25 protein-coding genes and 2 tRNA genes are annotated in these 26090 nt (G+C 65.9%); 24 read left to right on the forward strand and 3 right to left on the reverse strand.

Translation table 11 applies throughout. The features are described 5' to 3' along the window. Positions 1-14: 14 nt before the first annotated feature. The 15 genes from AC1REM_RS10515 (at position 15) to AC1REM_RS10585 (ending at position 15523) form a co-directional block, all read left to right on the forward strand. Positions 15-746 (forward strand): DUF4129 domain-containing protein, encoded by a 732-nt coding sequence (locus AC1REM_RS10515; protein ID WP_492514596.1) that lies wholly within the window; start codon positions 15-17, stop codon positions 744-746. Next, positions 746-1303, forward strand: coding sequence for a hypothetical protein (locus AC1REM_RS10520; protein WP_492514597.1), 558 nt, complete (start codon positions 746-748; stop codon positions 1301-1303). The genes AC1REM_RS10515 and AC1REM_RS10520 overlap by 1 nt, the downstream gene beginning before the upstream one ends. Further along, the gene (locus AC1REM_RS10525) at positions 1300-2277 is read left to right on the forward strand and encodes an AAA family ATPase (RefSeq protein WP_492514598.1); all 978 of its coding nucleotides are present in this window, start codon (positions 1300-1302) and stop codon (positions 2275-2277) included. The genes AC1REM_RS10520 and AC1REM_RS10525 overlap by 4 nt, the downstream gene beginning before the upstream one ends. Continuing rightward, complete coding sequence (locus AC1REM_RS10530; RefSeq protein ID WP_492514599.1) at positions 2274-3572, forward strand: DUF58 domain-containing protein; 1299 nt, start codon at positions 2274-2276, stop codon at positions 3570-3572. The genes AC1REM_RS10525 and AC1REM_RS10530 overlap by 4 nt, the downstream gene beginning before the upstream one ends. Beyond that, the gene (locus AC1REM_RS10535) at positions 3572-4111 is read left to right on the forward strand and encodes a hypothetical protein (RefSeq protein WP_492514600.1); all 540 of its coding nucleotides are present in this window, start codon (positions 3572-3574) and stop codon (positions 4109-4111) included. The genes AC1REM_RS10530 and AC1REM_RS10535 overlap by 1 nt, the downstream gene beginning before the upstream one ends. A gap of 44 nt (positions 4112-4155) precedes the next feature. Beyond that, the gene (gene uvrA / locus AC1REM_RS10540; RefSeq protein WP_492514601.1) at positions 4156-7044 is read left to right on the forward strand and encodes an excinuclease ABC subunit UvrA; all 2889 of its coding nucleotides are present in this window, start codon (positions 4156-4158) and stop codon (positions 7042-7044) included. Then, a complete protein-coding gene (uvrC, locus tag AC1REM_RS10545) occupies positions 7044-8960 on the forward strand; it encodes an excinuclease ABC subunit UvrC (RefSeq protein ID WP_492514602.1) in 1917 nt (638 codons plus the stop codon). The genes uvrA and uvrC overlap by 1 nt, the downstream gene beginning before the upstream one ends. A gap of 72 nt (positions 8961-9032) precedes the next feature. Beyond that, positions 9033-9905: an RNase adapter RapZ gene (rapZ, locus tag AC1REM_RS10550; RefSeq protein ID WP_492514603.1), complete on the forward strand. Its 873-nt coding sequence runs from the start codon at positions 9033-9035 to the stop codon at positions 9903-9905. A 66-nt stretch (positions 9906-9971) separates the two neighbouring features. Further along, positions 9972-10949, forward strand: a complete 978-nt coding sequence (gene whiA / locus AC1REM_RS10555) for a DNA-binding protein WhiA (RefSeq protein ID WP_492514604.1) — start codon at positions 9972-9974, stop codon at positions 10947-10949. A 151-nt stretch (positions 10950-11100) separates the two neighbouring features. Beyond that, on the forward strand, positions 11101-11727 hold the full coding sequence (locus tag AC1REM_RS10560) for a superoxide dismutase (protein ID WP_492514605.1): 627 nt from the start codon (positions 11101-11103) through the stop codon (positions 11725-11727). A gap of 102 nt (positions 11728-11829) precedes the next feature. Further along, a complete protein-coding gene (gap, locus tag AC1REM_RS10565; protein WP_492514606.1) occupies positions 11830-12840 on the forward strand; it encodes a type I glyceraldehyde-3-phosphate dehydrogenase in 1011 nt (336 codons plus the stop codon). Positions 12841-12847: 7 nt separating this feature from the next. Beyond that, the gene (locus AC1REM_RS10570) at positions 12848-14062 is read left to right on the forward strand and encodes a phosphoglycerate kinase (protein ID WP_492514607.1); all 1215 of its coding nucleotides are present in this window, start codon (positions 12848-12850) and stop codon (positions 14060-14062) included. Beyond that, entirely contained in the window at positions 14053-14844 is a 792-nt protein-coding gene (tpiA, locus tag AC1REM_RS10575) for a triose-phosphate isomerase (RefSeq protein ID WP_492514608.1), read from the forward strand. The genes AC1REM_RS10570 and tpiA overlap by 10 nt, the downstream gene beginning before the upstream one ends. Positions 14845-14918: 74 nt before the next feature. Then, positions 14919-15167 (forward strand): preprotein translocase subunit SecG, encoded by a 249-nt coding sequence (gene secG, locus AC1REM_RS10580; protein ID WP_492514609.1) that lies wholly within the window; start codon positions 14919-14921, stop codon positions 15165-15167. Then, the gene (locus tag AC1REM_RS10585) at positions 15167-15523 is read left to right on the forward strand and encodes an RNA polymerase-binding protein RbpA (RefSeq protein ID WP_492514610.1); all 357 of its coding nucleotides are present in this window, start codon (positions 15167-15169) and stop codon (positions 15521-15523) included. Before secG ends, AC1REM_RS10585 begins: the two co-directional genes overlap by 1 nt. Positions 15524-15640: 117 nt before the next feature. Here the strand turns inward: AC1REM_RS10585 and AC1REM_RS10590 are convergent, their stop codons facing one another. Beyond that, positions 15641-16861 carry a hypothetical protein gene (locus AC1REM_RS10590; protein ID WP_492514611.1) on the reverse strand — a complete coding sequence of 407 codons (1221 nt, stop codon included), beginning with the start codon at positions 16859-16861 and terminating at the stop codon, positions 15641-15643. Between the two features lie 99 nt (positions 16862-16960). Next, positions 16961-17031 (reverse strand) — tRNA-Gly (locus AC1REM_RS10595). A gap of 155 nt (positions 17032-17186) precedes the next feature. Here AC1REM_RS10595 and AC1REM_RS10600 point away from each other — a divergent pair. The 3 genes from AC1REM_RS10600 to AC1REM_RS10610 all read left to right on the forward strand — a co-directional run bounded on the left by AC1REM_RS10600 (position 17187) and on the right by AC1REM_RS10610 (position 19323). Further along, positions 17187-17260: transfer RNA gene (locus AC1REM_RS10600), tRNA-Pro, on the forward strand. Between the two features lie 69 nt (positions 17261-17329). Beyond that, entirely contained in the window at positions 17330-18772 is a 1443-nt protein-coding gene (gene tig, locus AC1REM_RS10605) for a trigger factor (RefSeq protein ID WP_492514612.1), read from the forward strand. A 68-nt stretch (positions 18773-18840) separates the two neighbouring features. After that, positions 18841-19323 (forward strand): tetratricopeptide repeat protein, encoded by a 483-nt coding sequence (locus AC1REM_RS10610; RefSeq protein WP_492514613.1) that lies wholly within the window; start codon positions 18841-18843, stop codon positions 19321-19323. A 3-nt stretch (positions 19324-19326) separates the two neighbouring features. Here the strand turns inward: AC1REM_RS10610 and AC1REM_RS10615 are convergent, their stop codons facing one another. Beyond that, positions 19327-20226, reverse strand: coding sequence for a hypothetical protein (locus AC1REM_RS10615; protein ID WP_492514614.1), 900 nt, complete (start codon positions 20224-20226; stop codon positions 19327-19329). A 160-nt stretch (positions 20227-20386) separates the two neighbouring features. Between AC1REM_RS10615 and AC1REM_RS10620 the strand changes: the two genes are divergently transcribed. The 6 genes from AC1REM_RS10620 (at position 20387) to AC1REM_RS10645 (ending at position 26049) form a co-directional block, all read left to right on the forward strand. Then, positions 20387-20983: an ATP-dependent Clp protease proteolytic subunit gene (locus tag AC1REM_RS10620; RefSeq protein ID WP_492514615.1), complete on the forward strand. Its 597-nt coding sequence runs from the start codon at positions 20387-20389 to the stop codon at positions 20981-20983. 22 nt (positions 20984-21005) lie between these two features. After that, positions 21006-21656, forward strand: a complete 651-nt coding sequence (locus AC1REM_RS10625) for an ATP-dependent Clp protease proteolytic subunit (protein ID WP_492514616.1) — start codon at positions 21006-21008, stop codon at positions 21654-21656. 152 nt (positions 21657-21808) lie between these two features. Continuing rightward, on the forward strand, positions 21809-22756 hold the full coding sequence (locus tag AC1REM_RS10630; protein WP_492514617.1) for a sugar-binding transcriptional regulator: 948 nt from the start codon (positions 21809-21811) through the stop codon (positions 22754-22756). A 35-nt stretch (positions 22757-22791) separates the two neighbouring features. Beyond that, a complete protein-coding gene (deoC, locus tag AC1REM_RS10635; protein WP_492515469.1) occupies positions 22792-23754 on the forward strand; it encodes a deoxyribose-phosphate aldolase in 963 nt (320 codons plus the stop codon). A 7-nt stretch (positions 23755-23761) separates the two neighbouring features. Beyond that, positions 23762-25201: an aldehyde dehydrogenase family protein gene (locus AC1REM_RS10640; protein ID WP_204939787.1), complete on the forward strand. Its 1440-nt coding sequence runs from the start codon at positions 23762-23764 to the stop codon at positions 25199-25201. After that, the gene (locus AC1REM_RS10645; RefSeq protein WP_492514618.1) at positions 25198-26049 is read left to right on the forward strand and encodes an aldehyde dehydrogenase family protein; all 852 of its coding nucleotides are present in this window, start codon (positions 25198-25200) and stop codon (positions 26047-26049) included. Before AC1REM_RS10640 ends, AC1REM_RS10645 begins: the two co-directional genes overlap by 4 nt. Positions 26050-26090 lie beyond the last annotated feature (41 nt).

The following is a 26090-nucleotide window of genomic DNA, read 5'->3' on the forward strand; positions in this document are numbered from 1 at the left end:
TTAGGGTGACGATCATGCAGAGTCGCCGGAGCCCTTCGACGGTGGCCTGGTCGACTTCTCTCATCGCAGGTATCGTCATTGTTGCGCTCTTCGCGATCCTCACGCTGCTGACACGTGTGCAGGGTGTTCCGGCCTTCATGCCACCAGACTTCGTGCTCCCTGAGGGGGCCTCCCCGTTCCCGGAGTCCACCGAAGGGCCGGGGGAGGTCGTCGAACCACCACGGCAAGACGGTGCGCCGTTCCTCACGATCCTGATCAACATCCTCATGGCGGGAGCGATTGCGGCGGCGCTCGTCGCGACCGCGTTTCTGATTCGCTGGCTCGTGCGCATGATCCGTGCAGCCTGGAACGATCGACGCCTTCGGTTGCAGGAGGCCGCCGACGTTGGTGTGGACGTCGTCGCGGAGCCGGTCTCCGAGGTCGCGATCGACGCGCCGGTCATGAGACGAGGCATCAGTGGTGCCCTCGCCTCGCTCAACGAAGAGGCAGTGGCAGGCGATGCGATCGTCGCGGCGTGGGTGGGTCTGGAAGAGACAGCGCGCGATGCCGGCATCGTGCGGGGGAGCTCGGAGACGCCTGCGGAGTTCACGTTGCGCCTCATCATCCGCACCGAGGTGATTCGCGAGCCGGCCGAAGCGCTGCTGCGTGCGTACGAGAAGGTTCGCTTCGGCGGCCGGGTCGCCGCCGAAGAGGACCGGCACGCTGCTCGTGCCGCGCTGCACGCCATCGAGGAAGGATGGAAGTGATGGCCTCAGGTCCTCGCGCATTCTGGGCATCCGTTGGCCTTCCGCTCTTCGTCGTCATCGTCGTCGCGAGCGCGCTCGTGCTCATCGGAGTGGAGCTGCCCTTTGCGATTGCCTGGGCAGTGCTCCTCTCGACCATCGTCATCGCACGCCGCGCCTTTTCGCCCTCAAGCGAACCCGGCTGGCCCCCAGCGCATAGGCAGGCCGTTGTCGTGCGCGGATCGGAAGTCTCGCGTCTCGCGTGGTCGTTCGCCGGTCGCAACGGTGTCGCAGGCCCCACCATCGTCCGACGCGTCCGCAATCTGGTGCGTCGTCGCCTCGCACACCGCGGGATCGACGTGGATGATCCTGCGCAGTTCGCGCAGGCCGACGCGATTCTCGGAGACGGCGTCCGCGCGGGGCTGTTCCACCACCAGATCATGCGCGCCGACATCGAGCGAGCACTTGATGCGATCGAGCGGTTACCTCGGACGACACAGTCAGCGGAGCCATCGCCGCCCGTGCATCCGAATGCTGACGCGTCCACCACACCCGATCACCCAGCGAAGGAAGACCGATGACATTCACCGACATCTCGCAGGTCGCCGCGACCGGACAGCAGATCCTTGATCGCGTGCGCACGGTCGTGGTGGGCATGGACGACACTCTTGAGATCGCGCTCGGTGCGGTTCTCGCGGGCGGTCACGTGCTTTTCGAAGACGTCCCTGGGCTCGGAAAGACGCTCGCCGCGCGCAGTATGGCCGCAGCGCTCGGCCTTGACTTCCGCCGCCTGCAGTGCACGCCGGACATGCTTCCGGGCGATGTGACGGGTTCGTTCGTCTACGCGCCGGATTCCGGCTCGTTCGTCTTCCGGGAAGGGCCGATCTTCACGGGCCTCCTGCTTGCCGATGAGATCAACCGCACCACACCGAAGACCCAGTCCGCGATGCTCGAGGCGATGGCAGAGGGGCAGGTGACGGTCGAGGGAACGCGCTTCCCACTGCCGGTGCCGTTCCACGTGATCGCGACGTCGAACCCCATCGAGTATGAAGGCACGTACGCGCTGCCCGAAGCTCAGCTCGATCGCTTCATGGTGCGTCTCTCCCCGGGATACCCGAGCGAACAGGGCGAGGTCGACATCTTGGTCGGCCGCGTGCAGCGGCAGGCGGAGAGTGCGACCGTCGAACCGGTCATCGATGCCACGACCGTGCGTGAGATGCAGCTCGCGGTCGAGCGCATTCACGTGGACGCGGATCTGGCACGCTACTGCGTCGAGCTGGTGCGCGCGACCCGTGGTGCGCCGAACGTCGAGGTGGGCGCCTCGCCACGCGGCTCGCTGGCACTCATGCTGCTCGGCCGCGCGCTGGCTGCGCTCGATGGCCGGGACTACGTCCGTCCCGATGACATCAAGCGCGTCGCGGTCCCCGTTCTCGCGCATCGTCTGACATTGACACCACAGGCCTGGGCGCAGGGTGCGTCGCCAGCGGATGTCGTGCGCCGCGTCGTGGCCGAAGTGCCGGTGCCGCCGACCGTGGCCGTCGCTGCCGAGAGATGAGCGTCCATGCCGCGCGGTTGAAGTGGCACCGCACACTGTCCGCGACTCTCGGAGCCGGTGTTGCGGCGGTCATTGCCGGACTCGGCATGATGTGGGGGCAACCGGCAGCCGTGATCGTCGTGATGCCGATTGCACTGTTGAGCCTTCGAGCGTTCACCCGACCCGTCACGGATGCCGCGCTCACGCTGACCGTCGACACCGGGCCGCAGAAAGACGAAGCGACGGATTCAAGGACGCATGCATCGCGTGTCGAGAGCACGATCAGAGTGGAGAGCGATGCAGAGCTCGTCCAGCTCTCCGTCGCGCAGTCCGGGCGGCGGCCGCGTCAGATCCTGGTGCGCGGCGACGGCGGCGTTGTACGGACACGTGCGCGGCTGCTGCATTCGGGGCCGGACACGATGCATGCGATCGTGGCACGCGCTGTCACCGATGGCGGACTGCGGGTCACCAGTCCCTCCGCTGAGGTCAGCGAGCCTTGGCACGCGCCGCCGCCGACTCGTCGCTTGGGGCGTCTGCCCCTCTCTCCGCATCTGAGAGGGATGCATGGCGCGCATGAGGGTCGTCGCCCCGGGCAGGGCGGCGATTTCCGAGACATCCACCCGTTCGCCCCCGGGGATGAGCTGCGTCGGGTGGATTGGCGCTCCACAGCCCGTCTCGCACGTCGTCCGGGTGACATGTTCGTGCGACGCTTGACCACGCTGAGTGACGCATCGATCGTCATCATCATCGACACGGCCGATGACCTCGGCCGGGTGGTCGCAAGCTGGGGCAAGGGACTGCCAGAGCGCAGCGGTGTGACTTCGCTCGATTTCGCTCGTGAGGCTGCTCGATCCGTCGCCACGGCGGCGATTGAGAACGGCGACCGCGTGGCTCTGCACGAGCTCGTCATGGGCGGGCGGTCCGTGCGCAGCGGTGGCGGGTCGCGCCATCTCGCCCGACTCGTGTCGGCGATCTCCGCGATCGGAGTGCATGGTGAGGACACGTCGTTCCGGCGCACTCCGCCGGTGCCGCCCGGCTCGGTCATCTACGTCATGTCGACGTTCTTCGAAGGGGCCGCCGCCCAGATCGCGCTGACGTGGCGCGCGAGCGGTCACCGTGTCGTCGCCGTGGACACGCTGCCGCAGCGTGACGACGCACGACTCACTCCGGAGCAGCGCGTGGGCATGCGCACGGTTCTGGCTGAACGCGATGACGTGTTTCACGACCTGCGGCACACCGGTGTCGATGTGGTGGTCTGGGATGCGGAGACGAACGTCCTGCTGGCACAGTTCGCCCAAATCGGACGGATGCGATGATGCGACGCTCACATTCTCTGCACCCGGGCGCGGCGATCCCCATGCTCATCGTGCGCGCGACTCTCCTCGGTGTCATGGTGGGAGGGCTCTTCGTACTGGTGGCTCCACCGGTCTGGTTCTGGATCGGCGTCGCCGCAGCTGTCGCGGCAGTGCTCGACCCGCGCACGTGTATGGCCTGGGGTGTGATCGTGATCATCGCGCTGGGGCTGATGCTCGATGCTACCGAGCCCTGGCGGACGGCGCTGGCGCTTGTTGTCGTCACAGTGATACATCAGCTGGGTACGCTCACGCAGCTCTTGCCTCTCACCGCGAGCGTGCAGGTCGGCGCCTTTGTTCCGTTGGTGAGATCCTTCGTGATCGTTCAGGCTGTCGCCCAGCCTCTTGCTCTCGTGCTGCTGCTGGGGTGGACGGAGCAGCGCCCGAATGGATCGGCATGGGCGGCGCCGGCGGCAGCAGCGTTGCTGCTTCTGGCCGTCGCCGGATTCGCGGTTCTGAGCCGTCGCCCTGCGGGGGAGCGTCCGGGCGGAACGGGGAGTTGAGGGCTCTCGGCCGCAATGTCGGTGGCTCCTCTTAGACTTGTCGGGTGCCAGTCGTACCAGTTGTCAGTCCCGGAAAACTCAGTGTTCGCGGTGCCCGCGTACACAACCTCAAGAGCGTCGATCTCGACATCCCCCGCGATTCGCTCGTCGTGTTCACCGGGCTTTCGGGCTCTGGAAAGTCGAGTCTCGCGTTCGACACGATCTTCGCCGAGGGGCAGCGTCGCTATGTGGAGTCGTTGAGCGCGTATGCGCGGCAGTTCCTGGGACAGGTCGACCGACCAGACGTCGACTTCATCGAGGGACTGAGCCCTGCGGTCTCCATCGACCAGAAGTCGACCAACCGAAATCCGCGCTCGACGGTCGGCACGATCACCGAGATCTACGACTACATGCGTCTGCTCTGGGCCCGCATCGGCGTGCCCCACTGTCCGGAGTGCGGTGAGAAGATCCAGCGTCAGACGGTGCAGCAGATCGCTGATCAGCTCATGGAGCTGCCCGAGCGCACACGCTACCAGATCGTCGCGCCCGTTGTCTCTCAGAAAAAGGGCGAGTTCGTCGACCTCTTCCGTGAACTCGCCGCGAAAGGATACGCGCGCGCGATCGTCGATGGCAACATGGTGCAGCTCGCAGAGCCGCCGACGCTCAAGAAGAGCTACAAGCACGACATCGCCGTCGTGGTCGACCGTCTGGTCGCCGCAGGCGACATCCTCGGCCGGGTAACGGATTCGGTCGAGACGGCGCTCGGGCTGGCAGGCGGTATCGTTCAGATCAACTTCGTGGATGAGGAGGGGGATGCCGCCTGGCAGTCCTTCTCCGAGAAGCTCGCCTGCCCGAACGGACACGCGATCACGCTGACCGAGATCGAACCGCGCACGTTCTCCTTCAACGCACCGTTCGGCGCCTGCCCGGCATGCTCGGGTCTCGGTACGAGGATGTCCGTCGACGTTGACCTGATGCTCGGCGACGAAGAGCTCTCGATCCGTGAGGGCGTCATCCTGCCATGGACGACCCAGGGCAAGGGACTGTTCCAGTACTACGAGCGTCTGTTGGAGGGGCTCTCCCGAGACCTCGACTTCTCGCTCGACACGCCCTGGAACCAGCTCTCCGAGGATGTGCAGGAGGCGGTGCTGCGCGGCGAGAACTACAAGGTCACGGTCAAGTGGAAGAACCGCTATGGTCGCGAGATGCGGTACGCCTCGGGCTTCGAAGGCGTTGTGCCTTACATCGAACGCCAGTACCTCCAGGCCGAAAGTGACACGCAGCGCGGACGTTGGGGAGAGTACCTGCGTGAGGTTCCCTGCCCGGTCTGCAACGGTGATCGCCTCAAGCCGGATGTGCTCGCCGTGCTTGTGCACGGACACTCGATCGCGGAGGTGTCGCACCTCAGTCTCGCGGACGCCCGTGAGTTCATGGAGAAGCTGCGCCTCACTGACCGCGAGGCCAAGATTGCCGCGCAGGTGCTGCGCGAGATCCGCCTCCGCCTCGACTTTCTTCTCCAGGTCGGTCTCGCATACCTCAACCTCAGCCGGTCGGCAGGATCCCTCTCCGGCGGCGAGGCGCAGCGCATCCGTCTGGCCACTCAGATCGGCTCGGGACTCACGGGCGTTCTCTACGTCCTGGACGAGCCATCGATCGGGCTGCACCAGCGGGATAACCGACGTCTGATCGATACGCTCCTGAAGCTTCGCGACCTCGGCAACACGCTCATCGTCGTCGAACATGACGAAGAGACGATCGAAGCGGCGGACTGGGTCGTCGACATCGGTCCTGGCGCGGGCGTGGGCGGCGGTGTCGTCGTGCACTCCGGTCCTTATGAGGCGCTCCTGGCCGACGAGGATTCCGTGACCGGAGACTATCTCTCTGGTCGCCGATCGATTCCTACGCCGAAGAAGCGTCGCAAGCTCGACAAGAAGCGCATGCTGTCCGTTGTCGGGGCACGCGAGAACAACCTCAAGAATGTGACGGCCGACTTCCCGCTGGGCGTTCTGACGGCGGTGACCGGTGTGAGTGGCTCCGGCAAGTCGTCCCTCGTCAACGACATCCTGTATCAGGTGCTCGCCGCACGACTCAACGGCGCCCGCACCGTGCCGGGCAAGCACACGCGCGTCACCGGCCTGGACAACCTCGACAAGGTGATCCACGTCGACCAGGCGCCGATCGGTCGCACGCCCCGCTCGAATCCGGCGACCTACACGGGTGTGTTCGACCGGATTCGCACACTCTTCAGCGAGACGCCCGAGGCGAAGGTGCGCGGCTACCAGCCGGGCCGGTTCAGCTTCAACGTCAAGGGCGGGCGATGTGACGCATGCTCGGGTGACGGCACGATCAAGATCGAGATGAACTTCCTCCCGGACGTCTACGTCGACTGCGAGGTGTGCCACGGCAAGCGCTACAACCGCGACACCCTGGCCGTGCACTACAAGGGCAAGAACATCGCCGAGGTCCTCGAGATGCCGATCGAAGAGGCCGCCGAGTTCTTCGAGCCGATTCAGGCGATCCACCGCTACATGAAGACGCTCGTCGATGTCGGTCTCGGGTACGTTCGTCTCGGTCAGTCCGCCACGACGCTCTCCGGGGGCGAGGCACAGCGTGTCAAGCTGGCGACGGAGCTTCAGCGTCGCAGCAACGGTCGCAGTATCTATGTGCTGGACGAGCCCACGACCGGTCTCCACTTCGAAGACGTGCGCAAGCTGCTCGAAGTGCTCGACAGCCTCGTCGACAAGGGAAACACCGTCATCGTGATCGAGCACAACCTCGACGTCATCAAGTCCGCGGACTGGGTCATCGACCTCGGCCCCGAGGGCGGCTCAGGCGGTGGCGAGATCCTGGCTGTCGGCACGCCGGAGAAGATCGCCGAGGTGGAAGAGAGCCACACGGGGCGCTTCCTGGCGGAGATCCTCGGTGAGGGGCGCGCAGCGCGCAAGGCGAGCTGATGGCCGAACAGCTGTCATACAAGCCGCGGCAGGGAGAGATTCCGACCGACCCCGGGGTCTATCGTTTCCGTGACCCTCATGGGCGCGTGCTCTACGTCGGCAAGGCGAAGAACCTACGACAGCGGCTGTCGAACTACTTCGCTCCGCTGCACACGCTGCACGAGCGCACGCGGCGGATGGTCACGACGGCGAGCTCGGTGGAGTGGACGGTCGTTCCGACGGATGTCGACTCCCTGCAGCTCGAGTACATGTGGATCAAGGAGTTCGATCCGCCGTTCAACGTCCGTTACAAAGACGACAAGTCCTACCCGTTCATGGCGGTCACTCTCGCCGATGAGGCGCCGCGAGTACTTGTGACGCGCAATCGCCGCATACTCGGCGCGAAGTACTTCGGCCCCTATCCGAAGGTCTGGGCGGTGCACGAGACCATCGACCTGATGGTCAAGGCCTTCCCGATCCGCACGTGCAGCGACGCGAGCTACAAGCGGGCGATGCAGTCGGGCCGACCGTGCTTTCCCGGGCAGATCGGCAAGTGCGGTGGTCCGTGCTCGATGACGGTCACTATCGCCGAGCACCGCGCGATGGTCGATGATTTCGTCGCCTTCATGGAGGGTGGTGACGAGCGTTTCACCCGCGAGCTGACGCGGCGGATGCAAGAAGCCTCCATCGCCATGGATTACGAGAGCGCCGCCCGCTATCGCGACAAGCTGGCGGCCATCGAGGCGGTGCTCGGCAAGAGCGCGCTCGTCCTCGACGATCACGAGGACGCCGACCTCTTCGGTGTCGCGGAGGACGAGCTCTCGGCGGCGGTGCAGCATTTCGTGATTCGAGGCGGCCGCGTACGCGGAGTGCGCGCAACGGCGATCGACAAAGAGATCGACATCACCGGAGGCGAGCTCATCGATCAGATGCTGCAGCGCGCATACGGCGATGCGAAGGGCCCAGACGTGCCTCGCCGCGTCGTCGTTCCGGCGCTGCCCGACGACCACGCCGAGCTGGAGGCGTGGCTGCGAGAGCGTCGTGGCGCGAAGGTCGAGATCGTGGTCGCGCAGCGCGGGCAGCGTGCCGAACTCATGCGCACGGCGACGCTCAATGCCCAGCAGGCGCTGATCCGACACAAGACACGACGGACGAGTGACTACTCCGCCCGCACGCAGGCGCTGAACGACCTGCAAGAGGCGCTCGGGCTCGACGAGGCACCTCTTCGGATCGAGTGCTTCGACATCTCGCACCTCAGTGGCACGAACGTCGTCGCATCGATGGTCGTCTTCGAAGACGGCCTGCCGCGCAAAGACCAGTACCGATCGTTCGGAATCGCGGAGACGACGGACGACACCGACTCGATGTATCAGGTGCTTCGCCGACGGCTCGCGTACCTCGATGATCCGAGTGGATCAGACGCGCGTGCGGATGCTGAGGTCGCGCCGGCCTCGTCAACGGCAGAAACATCTGAGCAGACGCCCTCCCGCAAGCGCCCTCGATTTGCCTATCCGCCGCAACTGCTGCTCGTCGACGGCGGAAAGCCGCAGGTGGAGGCGGCGGCGCGGGCGCTCCGAGACGCAGGACACTCGGAGATCGGACTCTGCGGTATCGCCAAACGGCTGGAGGAGATCTGGTTGCCGGGGGAGGAGTACCCCGTGATTCTGCCGCGCACGAGTGAGGCGCTCTATCTTGTCCAGAGACTTCGTGATGAGGCCCATAGATTCGCGATCACGCATCAACGCAAGAAGCGCAAACGTGACATCACGACCGTTCTCGCCGAAGTCCCGGGGCTCGGAGCGACGCGCATCAAGGTGCTCCTTCGCCACTTCGGGTCGGTGGCGGCATTGCGTGCGGCGACGAGCGACCAGATACGCGAGGTGCCGGGTATCGGGCCGGCGCTCGCGGAGAGCATCCAGGTGCATCTCGCGCGATGACCGTGCGGGTGTGCGTACTCGCTCCGTGAACCTCGAATTCTCGGTACGCTGGACGAAAGCGAGGGAGAGATCATGAGTGTCGACGACCAGGGCGAGTTTCTGATCGTCACGGGCATGTCGGGCGCGGGGCGTTCGACGGCGGCCAACGCGTTGGAAGACCTGGGATGGTATGTCGTCGACAACCTCCCTCCGCAGATGCTGCGGCCTCTGCTCGATCTGGCCAATCTCGGTGGCGCTGCTCTTCCCAAGGTCGCTGCGGTCGTCGACGTGCGCGGCCGCAACCTCTTCGATGATTTCCCTGAGGTGACTCGCGCGCTGCGGGACCACGGCTCCGTCCGTGTCCTGTTCCTGGACGCCTCAGACGATGTGCTCGTGCGCCGTTTCGAGTCGGTCCGCAGGCCGCACCCGCTCCAGGGCGACGGGACGCTGCTCGACGGCATCCGCCTCGAACGGACACGCGTCGCGCCGATTCGCGAGGCCGCCGACATCATCATCGACACCTCGACCTTCAACATCCATCGTCTCGTGACCGACGTGTCCGCTCTCTTCGCCGAAGAGGGCGCCGCACGTCACCGCCTGACCATCATGAGTTTCGGATTCAAGTACGGAATGCCCTCCGACGCCGATCTGGTGGCGGACATGCGTTTCCTGCCGAATCCGTTCTGGATCGAGGAGCTTCGCAACCATGACGGTCAGGACCGTGAGGTGAGCGAATACGTGCTCTCGCGCGACGGTGCGCAAGAGTTCCTCGGTGCTTACGAAAAGGCGCTCGTGCCCGTGCTCGAGGGCTACCAGCGGGAGAACAAGAGTCACTCGACTGTTGCGATCGGCTGCACAGGCGGAAAGCACCGCTCTGTGGCGATGGCGATCGAGCTCTCCCGCCGTCTGGCCGCCGTCCCCGGTGTGTCCATCAGCGTGCGGCACCGCGACCTCGGGCGTGAATGAGGTCTGAGAGCCGACTAGGCTAGTCCCTTGTGTCGCGATCCGGCACAGGGAGCGAAAAGGAGTCTCGTGGCACTCACCACCGACGTCAAGGCAGAACTCGTCAGCATCCGGAATGCGCCTCCGACAGTGCGCGTCGCGGAGGTGACGGCGGTCCTCCGGTTCGCCGGCGGACTGCACTCGATTGCCAACCGCGTTGCGGTCGAAGCAGAGGTGGATGCGGAGCTGCTGGCTCGCCGCGTCGCCCGTGATCTCGCGGAGATCTTCGGTGTTCGTCCCGAGATCGCCCAGGTGCAGGGGGCGTCTGGCCACGAGAGTGCCCGTTACGCGGTCCGTGTCATCGCGGCCGGCGAGACCCTGGCGCGCCAGACCGGTCTGCTCGACCAGCGTCGCCGTCCGGTCCGTGGTCTTCCGAACCGTCTCACGACCGGCTCCCGCGAAGAGCTCGCCGGTCTGTGGCGCGGTGCCTTCCTCGCCGCGGGTTCGCTCAGCGAGCCGGGCCGTTCGGCCATGCTCGAGGTCGCGTGCCCGACGTCAGAGGCCGCGATGGCCCTCGTCGGGGCGGCGCATCGTATCGGCATCGCGGCAAAAGCTCGCGAGGTGCGGGGAATGCCCCGCGTCGTCGTGCGCGAGGGCGAATCTATCCGCGCCCTGCTGAGCCTCATGGGTGCAGAGAAGACCGCGGCAGCCTGGGAAGAGATGCGTCAGCGTCGTGAGGTGCGCGCTGGTGTCAACCGGCTGGTGAACTTCGACGATGCGAACCTGCGTCGTTCTGCGCAGGCCGCGGTCGCCGCCTGCGCGCGCGTCGAGCGCGCGCTCGAGATCCTCGGTGAGGATGTGCCTGATCACCTGCGGATGGCGGGGGAGCTTCGTCTCTCGCACCGTGACGCGAGCCTGGACGAGCTGGGACACCATGCCGATCCGCCGCTGACGAAGGACGCCGTGGCAGGTCGCATCCGTCGTCTCCTCGCGATGGCCGACAAGCGTGCGCAGGCCGATGGCATTCCGGGAACCGAGTCGGCGGTGCCCGCCGGCCTCGACAACTGAGCGCGTCGCGCGCTGTCTCCACGGAACGGGAAGGAACCCGGCCACGACGGCGTTGCCCTCAGTAGGATGAACGATGTCCGGCCTCCTGCCGCATTCGGCGGCGCGAGGACCCTGTAAGCGCCGCGGCGCGGCGCGGATTGGATGAACCGAAATGGCGATTTACACGCTCCCCGACCTTCCCTACGACTACTCGGCGCTCGAGCCGCACATCAGCGGCAAGATCATGGAGCTGCACCACTCGAAGCACCACGCCGCGTATGTCGCCGGTGCGAACACCGCGCTGGAGTCGCTGGCCGAGGCACGTGAGACGGGCAACCTCGCGAACGTCAACAAGCTCGAGAAAGACCTGGCGTTCAACCTCGGCGGCCACGTGAACCACTCGATCTTCTGGACCAACCTCTCGCCGAACGGCGGCGGCGAGCCCGAGGGCGAGCTGAAGGCAGCCATCGACGAGTTCTTCGGATCGTTCGAGAAGTTCCAGGCGCACTTCACCGCAGCGGCCATGGGCATCCAGGGCTCGGGCTGGGCGGTGCTCAGCTGGGATGTCATCGGTGAGCGCCTCATCATCCAGCAGATGTTCGACCAGCATGCGAACACCGCGATGGGCACAGTGCCGCTGTTCCAGCTCGACATGTGGGAGCACGCCTTCTACCTGGACTACCTCAACGTGAAGGCCGACTACGTCAAGGCTGCCTGGAATCTCGCCAACTGGGAGAACGTTCAGGAGCGCTTCGTAACGGCGCGCGAGAAGACCTCGGGCCTGCTGGTACTGTCGTAAACAAACGGGCGTCCCGATGGGAATCACGCCCGTCGGGACGCCGTTGTCCTGCTGCCTTCCACGCAATCGCGCGTCATGCGCTTTGAGAAACAGGAGACCTCCGTGTCTGTAAAGATCGGAATCAACGGCTTCGGCCGTATCGGCCGGAACTACTTCCGCGCGGCACTCGAGCAGGGTGCAGACATCGAGATCGTTGCGGTCAACGACCTCACCGACAACAAGACCCTCGCGCACCTGCTGAAGTACGACTCGGTGGGCGGCGTTCTCAACGCTGACATCAGCTACGACGACGACAGCATCACGGTCAACGGCAAGGAGATCAAGGCCTTCGCCGAGCGTGACCCCGCCAACCTCCCGTGGGGTGAGCTGGGCGTCGACATCGTCATCGAGTCGACCGGCTTCTTCACCAAGGCAGAGCTGGCCAAGAAGCACATCGAGGCCGGCGCCAAGAAGGTCCTCATCTCGGCTCCCGCGACGGGTGACGACGCGACGATCGTCATGGGCGTCAACGAAGAGACCTACAACCCCGAGACCGACCACATCATCTCGAACGCATCCTGCACCACGAACTGCCTCGCGCCCCTCGCGCAGGTCTTCAACGAGGCCTTCGGCATCGAGCGTGGCTTCATGATGACGGCACACGCCTACACCGCAGACCAGAACCTGCAGGATGGCCCGCACGGCGACCTGCGCCGCGCCCGCGCCGCCGCCATCAACATCACCCCGGCATCGACCGGTGCTGCCAAGGCCATCGGCCTGGTCCTGCCGGAGCTCAACGGCAAGCTCTCGGGCTCGTCCTACCGTGTTCCGGTTCCCACCGGCTCGATCGTCGACCTCACCCTCATCGCCGACCGCGACGACCTCACGGTCGACGAGGTCAACGCCGCCTACAAGAAGGCCGCTGCTGAGGGCCGTCTGAACGGTGTGCTGCAGTACAACAAGGACGAGATCGTCTCGAGCGACATCGTGCACAACCCGCACTCCTCGATCTTCGACGCGACGCTCACCAACGTCAGCGGCAACCTGGTCAAGGTCTCGAGCTGGTACGACAACGAGTGGGGCTACTCCAACCGTCTCGTCGACCTGACCGAGTACGTCGCAGAGCGGCTCTGATCCGCATATGAGTCTGCGCACCCTCGAATCTCTGGGTTCGCTCGATGGCAAGCGCGTCATCGTCCGTTGTGACCTGAACGTTCCCCTGCGGGACGGCGTCATCACGGACGATGGCCGCGTGCGCGCATCGCTGCCGACCCTCAACGCCCTGATCAACCAGGGCGCCCGCGTCATCATCTGCTCGCACCTCGGGCGACCGGATGGCGCGCCTGACCCGCAGTACAGCCTCGAGCCGGTCGCTCAGCGACTCTCGGAGCTGCTCGGCAAGCCGGTCGCGTTCGCTCGCGACACGGTGGGCGAGTCCGCACAGGAGGCCGTGGCCTCGCTCGAAGACGGCGATGTCGTCGTGATCGAGAACCTGCGGTTCAACGCGGGGGAGACCTCGAAGGATGCGCAGGCTCGTGCGGAGTTCGCGACGCAGCTCGCATCGCTCGGCGATGCCCTGGTGTCCGATGGCTTCGGTGTCGTTCACCGCAAGCAGGCCAGTGTCTATGAGCTTGCACAGCAGGTGCCGTCCGCGGCGGGACTGCTGATCGCGACCGAACTCGACGTGCTCGACCGTCTCACGGAGAACCCCGAGCGCCCCTACACGGTCGTCCTCGGCGGTTCCAAGGTCAGCGACAAGCTCGGCGTGATCTCCCACCTGCTCCCGCGCGTCGACCGCATCCTCGTGGGCGGCGGCATGCTGTTCACGTTCCTCGCGGCCGAAGGCCACGCTGTGGCATCGAGCCTGCTCGAGAAGGATCAGCTCGACACTGTTCGCGGCTACCTGGCTGAGGCCACGGAGCGCGGCGTCGAGATCGTGCTGCCGACAGATGTCGTCGTCGCGGCGTCGTTCGCTGCGGATGCTGCGCACGAGACCGTCGCGGCTGACGCGATCGAGAGCACGGCATTCGGAGCATCCGGTATCGGTCTCGACATCGGCCCGGAAACGGCCGCCCGCTTCGCGGAGGTAATCCGCGGATCGCGCACCGTCTTCTGGAACGGTCCGATGGGCGTGTTCGAGTTCCCGGCGTTCGCCGCCGGAACCAAAGCCGTCGCACAGGCGCTGACCGAGGTCGACGGCCTCGGCGTCGTCGGCGGCGGCGACTCTGCTGCGGCCGTGCGTCAGCTCGGTTTCAGTGATGACCAGTTCGGTCACATCTCGACGGGCGGAGGCGCAAGCCTCGAGTTCCTCGAGGGCAAGAAACTCCCCGGCCTGGAGGTGCTCGGATGGGCGTAACCACTCGTACCCCGCTGATTGCGGGCAACTGGAAGATGAACCTGGACCACCTGCAGGCGGTCGCGTTCGTGCAGAAGCTGCACTGGACGCTCAAGGATGCCAAGCACGAAGACGGCACCGTCGAGGTTGCGGTCTTCCCGCCGTTCACCGACCTGCGCAGTGTGCAGACTCTCATCGACGCTGACAAGATCCCGTTCGCACTCGGTGCGCAGGACCTGTCCGCTCACGACTCGGGTGCCTACACGGGTGAGATCTCGGGTGCGTTCCTTGCCAAGCTCGACGCAAAGTACGTCATCATCGGCCACTCCGAGCGTCGCGAGTACCACGCCGAGGGCGACGATGTCGTTGCGGCGAAGGTCAAGGCTGCGCTCAAGCACGGCCTCGTGCCGGTGATCTGCGTCGGCGAGACGGCAGAGGATCTCGAGAAGTTCGGTGCGAGCGCGGTTCCGGCCGGTCAGCTCAAGGCCGCTCTTGAGGGTGTGTCGGCGTCCGCGGAGATCGTCGTCGCCTACGAGCCGGTCTGGGCCATCGGCTCCGGCCAGGCGGCAACGCCGGCTCAGGCACAGGAAGTGTGCGCCGCACTGCGCACCGTTCTTTCCACAGTTCTCGATGCGGATGCCGCAGCACGCACCCGCGTGCTCTACGGTGGCTCGGTGAAGGCTTCGAACATCGCGGCCTTCATGCGAGAGCCCGACGTCGACGGTGCGCTCGTCGGAGGCGCAAGCCTGCTGGCCGATGAGTTCAGCTCGATCATTCGGTTCCAGAAGCACGTCGGTGTGTGACGCGGGTTCGCTGACACCCTCGACGTATACTTGACCGTTATGCGGACAGCCCCGTCCGCTTGAAAGGCCATTTCGTGCAGATTCTTCAGTTTGTCCTGCAGGTGCTGCTGGGCATCACCAGCGTTCTGCTGACCCTTTTGATCCTTCTTCACAAGGGTCGCGGTGGCGGTCTCTCCGACATGTTCGGTGGTGGCATGTCCTCGGCAGCCGGTTCGTCCGGTCTCGCCGAGCGCAACCTCAACCGCTTCACGATCATCCTCGCCCTCGCCTGGTTCATCGCCATCGTCGCGCTGGGCCTGATCACGAAGTTCGAGGTCATCTGATGGCTACCGGAGGAAACGCGATTCGCGGTACCCGTGTGGGCTCTGGTCCCATGGGCGAGCAGGATCACGGCTACCACGCCGACCGCATCGCGGTGTCGTACTGGGATGGCCTCGGCAACGAGACCGTCCGCTACTTCGCCGCGGGCCTCCCTGAGGAGGAGATCCCCGAGGTCATCGATCACCCCCAGACCGGCCTGCCGGCGGGGCGTGACAAGGAGAACCCGCCGGAGATCGCGAAGGCCGAGCCGTACAAGACGCACCTCGCCTACGTGAAGGAACGTCGCACCGACGATGAGGCTGTACAGCTGCTCGAAGACGCGCTGACGCAGCTGCGTGAGCGTCGCGGGCAGAGCTGATCTGAACGACCACGCGAAGAAGACGCGGCAGCGACCGCTCTCTTGAGAACTGCCCCTGGCTCTGCCAGGGGCAGTTCTCGTTTCAAGGGTGTCGCGGGAGAGGGCTGGTTCTGCGCGTCAGCGGCAGGATGCTGCGGCGTCGATCATGCTCTGTTCTGGGTATCCGTAGAGTGAGGCGCCATTGCCTTCGGCGGTGTGACCCATGCTCAGCGCCCAGGCCGTCGCCCAGGCTTCGTTCGCGGACTGATCCTCCCAGTCGAACTTCTCCCAGCATTTCGCGGCGATCGCGTGCCCCACCTCATGGGTGACCAGGGCGCGCATCACATCGCTGGGCCACATCTCGGCGACAGAGTTGGAGAGCGTGATGGTGGAGAAGCCACCCGACGCGGAGTTCCAGGTCGCGGTTCCTCCCGCGCTGCCGTTGTCGCCGTGTCCGTTCACGATGTCAGCCCAGTCGAAGTCGAGCAGCACGCCCCCGGCGATGGAGCGGGCGTAGTCTTCGATCTCGAGGCGCACGTCATAGAGATCGCCTGACTTCTCGTCGAGCTCTTGGGCCGCCGATACCCGAACAGCGTCGACCGCCTCTTCGAGTTGCTGATAGATGTCGCCGGAGAGTTCGTCGAACGCTGAACTCGCGGCTGAAGCGTCGGATCCTGCTTCCCGCAGAGCGATGACGTCGGCTGTGCGCGCCCAGCGGTTCTCGGTCTCAATCGCGGGAACAGCGCCGGCAGCACCGGCGAGTGCTGCGCCACCCGCAGCGGTGAGCGTGTCGAGTGCCACCTCTACCGCATCCGCGAGCGACTCGAGATCAGCGTCGGCTTCGCGGGTGGCGGCGGTGTCATCCCGCAACGCGGCCGCGGCCGGGATGAGCGACCAGAACCAGTCAGGTTTGCTCGGCGGGGCCTCGGCATCGCTCTTCACCTTCGCGTCTGCTTTCGCTGACGCGTCGTCCGCGCTCTTCAGCGCGCCCTCGAGTTCTCCGCGCGTCTGGGCGGGCAGAAGCGCGTCCGTCCCGACGCTCAGGATCGTGCGTCCGGCGGCTGCCGCGCCCTGCGTCTGCAGCACGAGGGCTGCGGACTCCTCGCGGGTGCGCTCCCAATCGCCGGAAGCGTCCTCCCACTTCGAGCGAGCATCGTCGTAGGCGAGATGAGAAGCGAGCTGCACACCCGCGCCGACGCACAGCACCAGCACGGCGACCGCAGGATAGATCCACCGTCTCTGACGTCGTGCCCGCGCGGCGAGGGGAGTTGTGGCGTCGGCCGCTCCACCGTGAAAGTGCGGAGGAAGCTCATGACGGCCGGGCATCGCCTGCCCGGAGCGGACGATCGGATCCGTCATGTGCAGGCTCCTGTCGACTCGGGCGTGAGGCGACTCTATCGCGGTCGTCGTGCATGAAATGCAGAACGCCCCGTCGAGTGGCGGGGCGTTCTGGATCGGAGGGGCTGACGAGAATCGAACTCGCATCATCTGTTTGGAAGACAGAGGCTTTACCACTAAGCTACAGCCCCGATTCCGGGGCTCAATCGCACCGGTCGTGAGTATTCAGTTGTTGATTCTGCGGAACCCGACCTTCCGGAAGGGGACTCATTGATCATAGCGGACGTTGAGGGGTGCTCTCGTCCGTTAGACTCGTTGAGGCCGTTCCCGCGTGCGCGGGTTCATCCGGGGCGTAGCTCAGCTTGGTAGAGCGCCCGCTTTGGGAGCGGGAGGTCGCAGGTTCAAATCCTGTCGCCCCGACGTCGTATACGTGACACCTCTCGACCGCGCCGCTGAAGTGCGCGGGTCATTCACAAGGAGAACATCAGCATGGCGAACAGCACCGTTGAGACGCTGACCCCGACCCGGGTCAAGCTGAACATCACGGTCACCCCGGAAGACCTCAAGGCCGGCATTGCGCACGCGTACGAGCACATTGCTCAGGACGTGCAGATCCCCGGCTTCCGCAAGGGCAAGGTTCCGGCGCCGATCATCGACCAGCGCGTCGGTCGCGGTGCGGTCATCGAGCACGCCGTCAACGAGGGCCTGGACCGCTTCTTCCAGGAGGCCGTCGCGGAGCACAAGATCCGCATTGTCGGCCGCCCTTCGGCAGACATCACCCAGTGGCCGAACGAGAAGGACTTCTCCGGCGACCTGCTTGTCGAGATCGAGGTCGATGTCCGTCCCGAGATCACGCTGCCCAGCTACGACGACATCACGCTCACGGTCGACGCCGTCGAGACCGACGAGGCTGCGATCGAGGAGGAGCTCAACAACCTCCGTGCCCGCTTCGGCACCCTGATCCCCGTCGACCGTCCGGCGGCCAAGGGCGACTTCGTCGAGCTCGACCTCGTCGCGACGATCGACGGCGCTGAGATCGACCGCGCCGAGGGCGTGTCCTACGAGGTCGGCTCCGGCGAGCTGCTCGAGGGCATCGACGACGCGATCGAGTCGCTGACGGCCGGTGAAGACACTACGTTCCGTTCGAAGCTTGTTGGCGGCGACCACGCCGGCTCCGAAGCGGAGGTCTCCGTGACGGTCAAGGCTGTCAAGGAGCGCGAGCTCCCCGAGGCTGACGACGACTTCGCGCAGATCGCGAGCGAGTTCGACACGATCGCCGAGCTCCGCGAGAGCCTGAGCGAGCGCGTCTCGCAGCAGGGCGTGTTCGCGCAGGGCTCTGCCGCGCGCGACCAGCTCATCGAGGCGCTCCTCGCCAAGGTCGAGATCCCTGTTCCGCCGAAGCTGATCGAAGACGAGGTACACAACCACCTCGACGGTGAGGGTCGCCTTGAGGACGACGAGCACCGCGCAGAGGTCACCGAGGCGAGCGAGAAGCAGTTCCGTACGCAGGTGCTGTTCGACGCGATCGCCGAGGACGCGAACGTCCAGGTGTCGCAGGACGAGCTGACGCAGTACCTGATCCAGTCCGCTGCGCAGTACGGAATGGCTCCGCAGGAGTTCGTCGAGGCGCTGCAGTCTGCAGGTCAGCTGCCTGTTCTCGTCGGCGAGGTTGCGCGCAACAAGGCCATCGCGATTGCTCTCGGCAAGGTGAAGGTCGTGGACTCGAACGGCAAGGCTGTCGACCTGAGCGGCTTCATCGCCGTCGACGAGGACGAGACCGAAGAGGCCGCTGCGGAGGAGAAGCCCGCGAAGAAGGCCCCCGCCAAGAAGGCTCCGGCGAAGAAGGCTGCCGCGGACGACGCAGAAGCCAAGCCCGCCAAGAAGCCGGCTGCGAAGAAGGCTCCGGCCAAGAAGGCTGACGCCGCCGAGTAATTCGGTCGGTGTGTAGAAGGGCGGATGCTGCGGCATCCGCCCTTCGTCGTTTCAGAGAGGACGAGTAGATGAGCTGGCAAGAGCGGGTGGATGCCGTCTGGACGGACGAGGCGCTGGATGACATGGCGCGCGTGCGCGCGATCGATGCACTGGCTGCGGAACGGGCGCCCGGGGATGCGCAGGCCCTGTTCGAGCAGGCCGGCGCACGCGACTCAGCGGGTCTGGAGGAGGACGCGGAGCCGCTCTATCGCGCCGCCCTGCACGGCGGGCTCGAGGAGGATCTCCGTTCGCAAGCCGTGATCCAACTCGCGAGCACGCTGCGCAACCTCGGACGCCTCGAAGAGAGTCTGGCTCTCTTGGCCGAGGAGCGCCGTCGCGGCGGGGAGCTGCAGGATGCCGCATCCGCCTTCTATGCGCTGGCGCTGGTCTCCGCCGGGCGTGCAGAAGAGGCGGCGAGCGTCGCACTCGTCGCGCTCGCGCCCCACCTGCCGCGGTACACGCGCTCGGTCACCGCCTACGCAGCTGAGCTCGCGTCTGACGCCACAGACTGAGAATCACCGCACATCGTGGTCGCTGATCGCGATGCCCTGCACCATCTCGACCCAGCGGGTGAGGAACGCTGCCCCTGCCTCGTCGTGGATCAGTTCACCGGCGGTGAGGACCGGATAGGGCGTCTCTGGAACGCCATCGGCGGGGCGCACGTCGACGTGCGCGACGTCATATCCCTGTTCGTGGAGCCAATCGGCCATGGCGTAGTCCGTGCGAGAGTCGCCGACGGTGCGCCAGCGGATCGGCAGCGGCCCCTGGGGGAGCAGGAGCTCGATCGCGCGGAGTGCGCCGAGGTCTTTGCCGAGCCGAATGGATTCGATGTCGGTGGAGATGATGGTCGAGTCGATCCGGTAGTCGATCGTGGCGGCGGATGCCGGCGCTTCACGGCCGTCGTGCTCGACGCCCAGATCGTGGTGAGCCATCTCTGCGAAGGCCGCGGCGTCGAAATCGCGCTGATGGTGCTTGTAGTCCGCGTTGTCGACATGCGTGTGCTGCTCGACCGAGACCATCGCCCGCTTCGTGTGGTCGAAGAACATGTGCGATGAGAAGCGCTCCGAAACCAGACGCTCGATGGACTCCCCGTAGGGCGCAGGCACAGCGAGTTCGGGGGAGACGTGGATCTCACCCATTCCTCGAGGCGTGATCTCGAACCAGACCGCCCCCTTCTCGCACACGGCGAACACGCGCGCGTGCTCGGGAAGACCTGCCGCAAGCAACGGCTCGACGACCTCGTCACGGATGAAGGCATCCGAACGGCCGGTGTTGAAGACGATGGGCACACCGGCATCCGCGAGGATCACGAGATCGCGCACAATCGAGTCGATCGCGATCGAACGGCTGATCGGGCTGGCGATGGGGCCATCGACGTCGAGGAGCAGGCCGAGCGGTGGTGCGGAGACAGACATACCTCGACGGTACCGGGCTTCCGTGCGGCAGCAGACCGTATGGCGTCATACGGTCTCCTGCTACGGGGAGAGACGCGCGATATGCCGACGGCGAACACGCGCGGTGCACCGCGTCGGCGCCGGTAGATTCGAATCACCGAACACGGAAACAGGAGCTGACATGGCTGCAGAACCCCTCGTCGCGACGAGCGTCTTCGACAGGCTGCTGAAAGATCGCATCATCTGGCTCGGCTCAGAGGTGCGAGACGAGAACGCAAACGAGATCTGCGCGAAGATCCTTCTCCTCGCCGCAGAAGACTCCGAGCGTGACATCTACCTCTACATCAACTCGCCCGGCGGGTCGATCACGGCGGGCATGGCGATCTACGACACCATGCAGTTCGTGCCGAACGACATCGTCACCGTCGGCATCGGCATGGCGGCCTCGATGGGCCAGCTTCTGCTGACCGCGGGCACGAAGGGCAAGCGCTACATCACGCCGAACGCCCGCGTGCTGCTGCACCAGCCGCACGGCGGCTTCGGCGGTACGTCGAGCGACATCCAGACGCAGGCGCAGCTCATCATCTCGATGAAGAACCGCCTCGCGGAGATCACGGCAGCGCAGACCGGCAAGTCGGTCGAGCAGATCAACGCCGATGGTGATCGCGACCGCTGGTTCACCGCTGAGCAGGCGCTGGAGTACGGCTTCGTGGACCACATCCGCGAGTCGGCCACTGACGTCATCGGCGGCGGCGGCACCGACCAGGACGCCAAGTAGGAACCGGAGCGAGAGGACTCTCATGCACACCCCCACCTTCCGCTCAGCCGGCAACCTGCCGTCCAGCCGATACGTTCTTCCCCAGTTCGAAGAGCGCACCGCCTATGGCTTCAAGCGCCAGGACCCGTACAACAAGCTGTTCGAAGACCGCGTGATCTTCCTCGGCGTCCAGGTCGATGACGCCTCAGCCGACGATGTGATGGCTCAGCTCCTGGTTCTGGAGAGCCAGGACTCCGAGCGTGACATCACGATGTACATCAACTCGCCGGGTGGCTCATTCACTGCGATGACGGCGATCTACGACACCATGCAGTACGTGGCGCCGCAGATCCAGACGGTCGTCCTCGGCCAGGCTGCGTCGGCGGCATCCGTGCTGCTCGCCGCAGGTGCGCCGGGCAAGCGCCTCGCTCTGCCCAACGCCCGTGTGCTCATGCACCAGCCGGCGATGGGTGAAGCAGGCCACGGTCAGGCCTCCGACATCGAGATCCAGGCCGCGGAGATCCTCCGCATGCGCACCTGGCTCGAAGAGACGATGGCCCGCCACACCGGCAAGCCCGTCGAGCAGGTCAACCGCGACATCGATCGCGACAAGATCCTGTCGGCGGCGGAAGCACTGGAGTACGGCATCGTCGACCAGGTGCTGACCAGCCGCAAGCGCATGCCGCTCTCCTGAGCGCAGCGCAGAAGGGGGGGGTGACTCGGATGATCCGGGTCACCCCCCTTTCGCGTCGCAAGCCGGTCTGAGCGAATGCGCAGCGCCTCCGCACTTCATGCTCATATGAGCATGGCGGTGCGCGTACGCGGGTACGGGCGTATGGTCGAGGCATGACGATCACTCTCGACGACGAGCTGCTCGCCGTGCGTGTCGCGGAGCTCTACTACGACGACAACAAGACGCAGGACGAGATCGGCGGCCTGTTGCGCATCTCGCGTTGGAAGGTCGGTCGTCTGCTGGCTCAGGCACGCGAGGCGGGGATCGTTCGGATCGAGATCGTGCACCCGCGTGCTCGCAGGCTCGGCGTCGAGCGAGAGCTCCGTCAGCGATTCAGGCTCGCGGACGCCGTCGTCGTTCCCTCCTCGGGGGAAGGCGAGGATTCGCTGGAGCGCGTCGCGCAGGCTGCGGCGGACCTGCTGGCCGCGCTTCGACCCGTGCCTCGCACGCTCGCGGTCAGCTGGGGACGCACGCTCACCGCGACGGCAGAGCGGCTGCCCGAGCGATGGGCGCACGGTGTGACGGTCGTGCAGATGAATGGCGGCGTCAGCGTGAATCGCCGTCCCGGCGGGGCGGCCTCCCTTGCAGCGACGATCGCCCAGCGTGGCAACGGTCAGGTCGCGCTGCTGCCCAGCCCCGCGATCCTGGAGCGCCTGGAGACCAAGCAGGCGATCGAAAGCGATCGCACGGTGGCGGGAGTCCTTGAGCAGGCCGCATCCGCGGACGCCTTCCTCTTCACCGCGGGCGCATGCGACCGTCATTCTGCGCATGTGGAGAACGGCTACCTGAGCGTCGACGACATCGTCGAACTCGCCCAGCGCGGTGCTGTGGGCGACGTTCTCGGCCGTTACATCGACGCGGACGGCCATATCGTCGCTCCTGAGCTGGATGCGCGCACGGTCGGCCTGGGGCTCGACCGGCTGCGTTCCGCCGAGACCGCAATTTTCGTGACGTCCGGTCACGGGAAGTACGACATCGCCCGCACCGTCGTGACGACGGGGCTGTGCAGCGTACTGGTGACCGACGAAGAAACCGCTCGAGCACTCTTGGAGGAGAAGTGACGACAAGTGAACTCACCCGCCGGACGGCGGAAGACATGTTGGGTGGTGAACCCGACAACGCGACACTCCGGCGCTTCCTGCATGGGCTGCCTGGCGTCGATGCCGTGGGGCTCGAGCAGCGCTCTGCGGCGCTGGGCACCCGCTCGATCAAGACGACGTCCAAGGCATGGGCGCTCGACACGATCGTGCGACTCATCGACCTGACGACGCTGGAGGGTGCGGATACACCGGGCAAGGTGCGATCGCTCGTCGCGAAGGCGATGAACCCGGATGCCTCGGATCCGACGACCCCGTTGGTCGCCGCGGTCTGTGTCTACGGCGACATGGTGCCCTACGCGGTGGATGCGCTCGGCGCACGGCACGGCGACCCGGATCACGGCGGTGTCTCCGTCGCCGCCGTGGCAACCGCGTTCCCGAGTGGGCGCTCGTCGATGGCCATCAAGCTCGCGGACACGCGGGAGGCGGTCGCTGCCGGCGCGGATGAGATCGACATGGTCATCGACCGCGGCGCGTTCCTCGCCGGGAACTATGCGCTCGTGTTCGAGCAGATCGTGCGTGTCAAAGAAGCATGCCGCCGTGAGGACGGCAGCTACGCCTCGCTCAAGGTGATCCTGGAGACGGGAGAGCTGAACACCTACGACAACATCAAGCGGGCGTCATGGCTCGCGATCCTGGCGGGAGGCGACTTCATCAAGACGTCCACCGGCAAGGTCGCGCCTGCGGCAACGCTGCCCGTGACGCTGCTCATGCTGGAGGTCGTGCGCGACTGGTACCGCCTGACCGGCGAGAAGATCGGGGTGAAGCCGGCCGGCGGCATCCGCACGTCCAAGGACGCGATCAAGTATCTCGTCCTCGTTGCCGAGACCGTGGGGGAGGACTGGCTGCAGCCGCATCTCTTCCGCTTCGGCGCATCCAGTCTTCTGAACGACGTTCTCCTGCAGCGCCAGAAGCTTCGTACCGGCCACTACTCCGGCCCCGACTACGTGACCATCGACTAGGAGCATGATGAGTTTCCTGGAATACGCACCCGCGCCTGAGGCGCGATCGATCCTCTCACTGCGCGACAGCTACGGGCTCTTCCTCGACGGGGAGTTCGTCGAGGGACGGGGAGAACCGTTCACGACGATCTCCCCGGCGGATGAGTCGCACATCGCAACGATCGCGCACGCCTCCGAAGAAGACATCGACGCTGCGGTCGCCGCGGCGCGCCGCGCCCACACCAAGGTGTGGTCGAAGATGTCCGGTCGCGATCGCGGAAAGTACCTCTTCCGCATTGCCCGACTCGTGCAGGAGCGCGCCCGTGAGCTTGCCGTCGCCGAGAGTCTCGACAACGGCAAGCCCATCAAGGAAGCCCGCGATGTCGACGTTCCGCTCGTCGCATCCTGGTTCTTCTACTACGCGGGCTGGGCCGACAAGCTCGACTACGCCGGTCTCGGCGCCGATCCCCGCTCGCTGGGCGTGGCGGGACAGATCATCCCGTGGAACTTCCCGCTGCTGATGCTGGCGTGGAAGGTCGCCCCCGCTCTGGCTGCGGGCAACACGGTCGTCCTGAAGCCGGCGGAGACCACACCGCTCACGGCGCTCCTGTTCGCGGAGATCCTGCAGCAGGCTGACCTTCCCGCTGGTGTCGTCAACATCGTGACCGGGGCGGGCGCCACGGGTGCGGCACTTGTACGGCATCCGGACGTCGACAAGATCGCCTTCACCGGATCCACCGGCGTCGGACGTGAGATCGCACGCACGGTCGCAGGTTCCGGTAAGAGCGTCACGCTGGAGCTGGGCGGCAAGGCCGCGAACATCGTGTTCGACGACGCCCCGATCGACCAGGCTGTCGAGGGGATCGTCAACGGCATCTTCTTCAACCAGGGGCATGTCTGCTGTGCGGGAAGCCGTCTGCTCGTGCAGGAGTCCATCCACGATGAGGTCGTCGACCGCCTCAAGACACGGCTGTCGACTCTGCGTCTGGGCGATCCCCTCGACAAGAACACCGACATCGGCGCGATCAACTCGGCCGAGCAGCTGGCCAGGATCAAGGAACTCAGCCAGATCGGCGAGGACGAAGGCGCGCAGCGCTGGACCGCGGAGTGCGCGATCCCGGAGAAGGGCTTCTGGTTCGCCCCGACGATCTTCACCGGCGTCGAGGCCTCCCACCGCATCGCCCGCGACGAGGTCTTCGGACCCGTCCTGTCGGTGCTGACCTTCCGCACTCCCGCCGAGGCGATCGCCAAGGCCAACAACACCCCGTACGGTCTGTCGGCCGGCATCTGGTCGGAGAAGGGGTCGCGGATCCTCGCGGTCGCCGATCGACTCCGCGCAGGCGTCGTCTGGGCCAACACCTTCAACCGTTTCGACCCGTCGAGCCCGTTCGGCGGATACAAGGAGTCGGGCTACGGCCGCGAAGGCGGACGCCACGGACTCCAGGCATACCTCAAGGGGGCAAAGTGAGCGCGCGACTGACTGTTCCGAAGACATACAAGCTCGCCATCGGCGGGGCATTCCCGCGGAGCGAGTCGGGGCGCACCTACGAGGTGCGCTCTGCGAAGGGGACGTTCCTCGCCAACGCGGCCAAGGCGTCACGGAAGGATGCCCGCGATGCGGTGGTCGCTGCACGCGCCGCCGTCAAAGGCTGGTCCGGGGCGACCGCGTACAACCGTGGGCAGGTGCTCTACCGGGTTGCGGAGGTCCTCGAAGGACGCCGCGCGCAGTTCGTCGACGAGATCGTTCTGCAGCAGGGCGTGAACGCTGCCGTGGCCGGCGCGCAGGTCGACGAGGCGATCGATCTCTGGGTCTGGTACGCCGGCTGGTGCGACAAGTACGCGCAGGTGGCAGGGAACGCGAACCCCGTCTCGGGTCCGTACTTCAACATTTCGGTTCCGGAGCCGACCGGCGTCGTCGCGACGATCGCCCCGCAGGATTCCGCACTGCTGGGCCTGGTGGCGACCGTTGCCCCGGCCCTGGTGGCGGGCAACACGGTGGTTGTGATCGCGAGCGAGCAGTATCCACTCTCTGCGATCAGCCTCGCTGAGGTGCTCGCGACGAGCGACGTGCCCGGCGGCGTTGTGAACGTGCTGACGGGCTCGCCTGCGGAGATGGCTCCGTGGCTCGCCGCACACGCTGACGTGAACGCGCTCGACCTCACTGGCGCCGGCGCGCTGGAGTGGATCGACTTGCAGATCGCGGCAGCGGATACGCTCAAGCGAGTCATCACGCCCGGGGAACCGACCGCGTCACCGCAGCGGATCGCGGCGTTCACCGAGGTGAAGACCGTGTGGCATCCGAAGAGCATGATCTGAGTCATCAGATGTGAACGAGGCCGGCACCGGGGAGAGATTCC

Source organism: Microbacterium sp. GW823-FHT02G05 (assembly GCF_058797175.1).

What these genes read in the sequence shown, in the direction of transcription:
- AC1REM_RS10515 (WP_492514596.1), top strand. Translation starts at nt 15, where the DNA reads ATGCAGAGTCGCCGGAGCCCTTCGACGGTGGCCTGGTCGACTTCTCTC.
- AC1REM_RS10520 (WP_492514597.1), top strand. Translation starts at nt 746, where the DNA reads ATGGCCTCAGGTCCTCGCGCATTCTGGGCATCCGTTGGCCTTCCGCTC.
- AC1REM_RS10525 (WP_492514598.1), top strand. Translation starts at nt 1,300, where the DNA reads ATGACATTCACCGACATCTCGCAGGTCGCCGCGACCGGACAGCAGATC.
- AC1REM_RS10530 (WP_492514599.1), top strand. Translation starts at nt 2,274, where the DNA reads ATGAGCGTCCATGCCGCGCGGTTGAAGTGGCACCGCACACTGTCCGCG.
- AC1REM_RS10535 (WP_492514600.1), top strand. Translation starts at nt 3,572, where the DNA reads ATGCGACGCTCACATTCTCTGCACCCGGGCGCGGCGATCCCCATGCTC.
- uvrC (WP_492514602.1), top strand. Translation starts at nt 7,044, where the DNA reads ATGGCCGAACAGCTGTCATACAAGCCGCGGCAGGGAGAGATTCCGACC.
- rapZ (WP_492514603.1), top strand. Translation starts at nt 9,033, where the DNA reads ATGAGTGTCGACGACCAGGGCGAGTTTCTGATCGTCACGGGCATGTCG.
- AC1REM_RS10560 (WP_492514605.1), top strand. Translation starts at nt 11,101, where the DNA reads ATGGCGATTTACACGCTCCCCGACCTTCCCTACGACTACTCGGCGCTC.
- AC1REM_RS10570 (WP_492514607.1), top strand. Translation starts at nt 12,848, where the DNA reads ATGAGTCTGCGCACCCTCGAATCTCTGGGTTCGCTCGATGGCAAGCGC.
- tpiA (WP_492514608.1), top strand. Translation starts at nt 14,053, where the DNA reads ATGGGCGTAACCACTCGTACCCCGCTGATTGCGGGCAACTGGAAGATG.
- AC1REM_RS10585 (WP_492514610.1), top strand. Translation starts at nt 15,167, where the DNA reads ATGGCTACCGGAGGAAACGCGATTCGCGGTACCCGTGTGGGCTCTGGT.
- AC1REM_RS10590 (WP_492514611.1), bottom strand. Translation starts at nt 16,861, where the DNA reads ATGACGGATCCGATCGTCCGCTCCGGGCAGGCGATGCCCGGCCGTCAT.
- tig (WP_492514612.1), top strand. Translation starts at nt 17,330, where the DNA reads ATGGCGAACAGCACCGTTGAGACGCTGACCCCGACCCGGGTCAAGCTG.
- AC1REM_RS10610 (WP_492514613.1), top strand. Translation starts at nt 18,841, where the DNA reads ATGAGCTGGCAAGAGCGGGTGGATGCCGTCTGGACGGACGAGGCGCTG.
- AC1REM_RS10615 (WP_492514614.1), bottom strand. Translation starts at nt 20,226, where the DNA reads ATGTCTGTCTCCGCACCACCGCTCGGCCTGCTCCTCGACGTCGATGGC.
- AC1REM_RS10620 (WP_492514615.1), top strand. Translation starts at nt 20,387, where the DNA reads ATGGCTGCAGAACCCCTCGTCGCGACGAGCGTCTTCGACAGGCTGCTG.
- AC1REM_RS10625 (WP_492514616.1), top strand. Translation starts at nt 21,006, where the DNA reads ATGCACACCCCCACCTTCCGCTCAGCCGGCAACCTGCCGTCCAGCCGA.
- AC1REM_RS10630 (WP_492514617.1), top strand. Translation starts at nt 21,809, where the DNA reads ATGACGATCACTCTCGACGACGAGCTGCTCGCCGTGCGTGTCGCGGAG.
- deoC (WP_492515469.1), top strand. Translation starts at nt 22,792, where the DNA reads ATGTTGGGTGGTGAACCCGACAACGCGACACTCCGGCGCTTCCTGCAT.
- AC1REM_RS10640 (WP_204939787.1), top strand. Translation starts at nt 23,762, where the DNA reads ATGAGTTTCCTGGAATACGCACCCGCGCCTGAGGCGCGATCGATCCTC.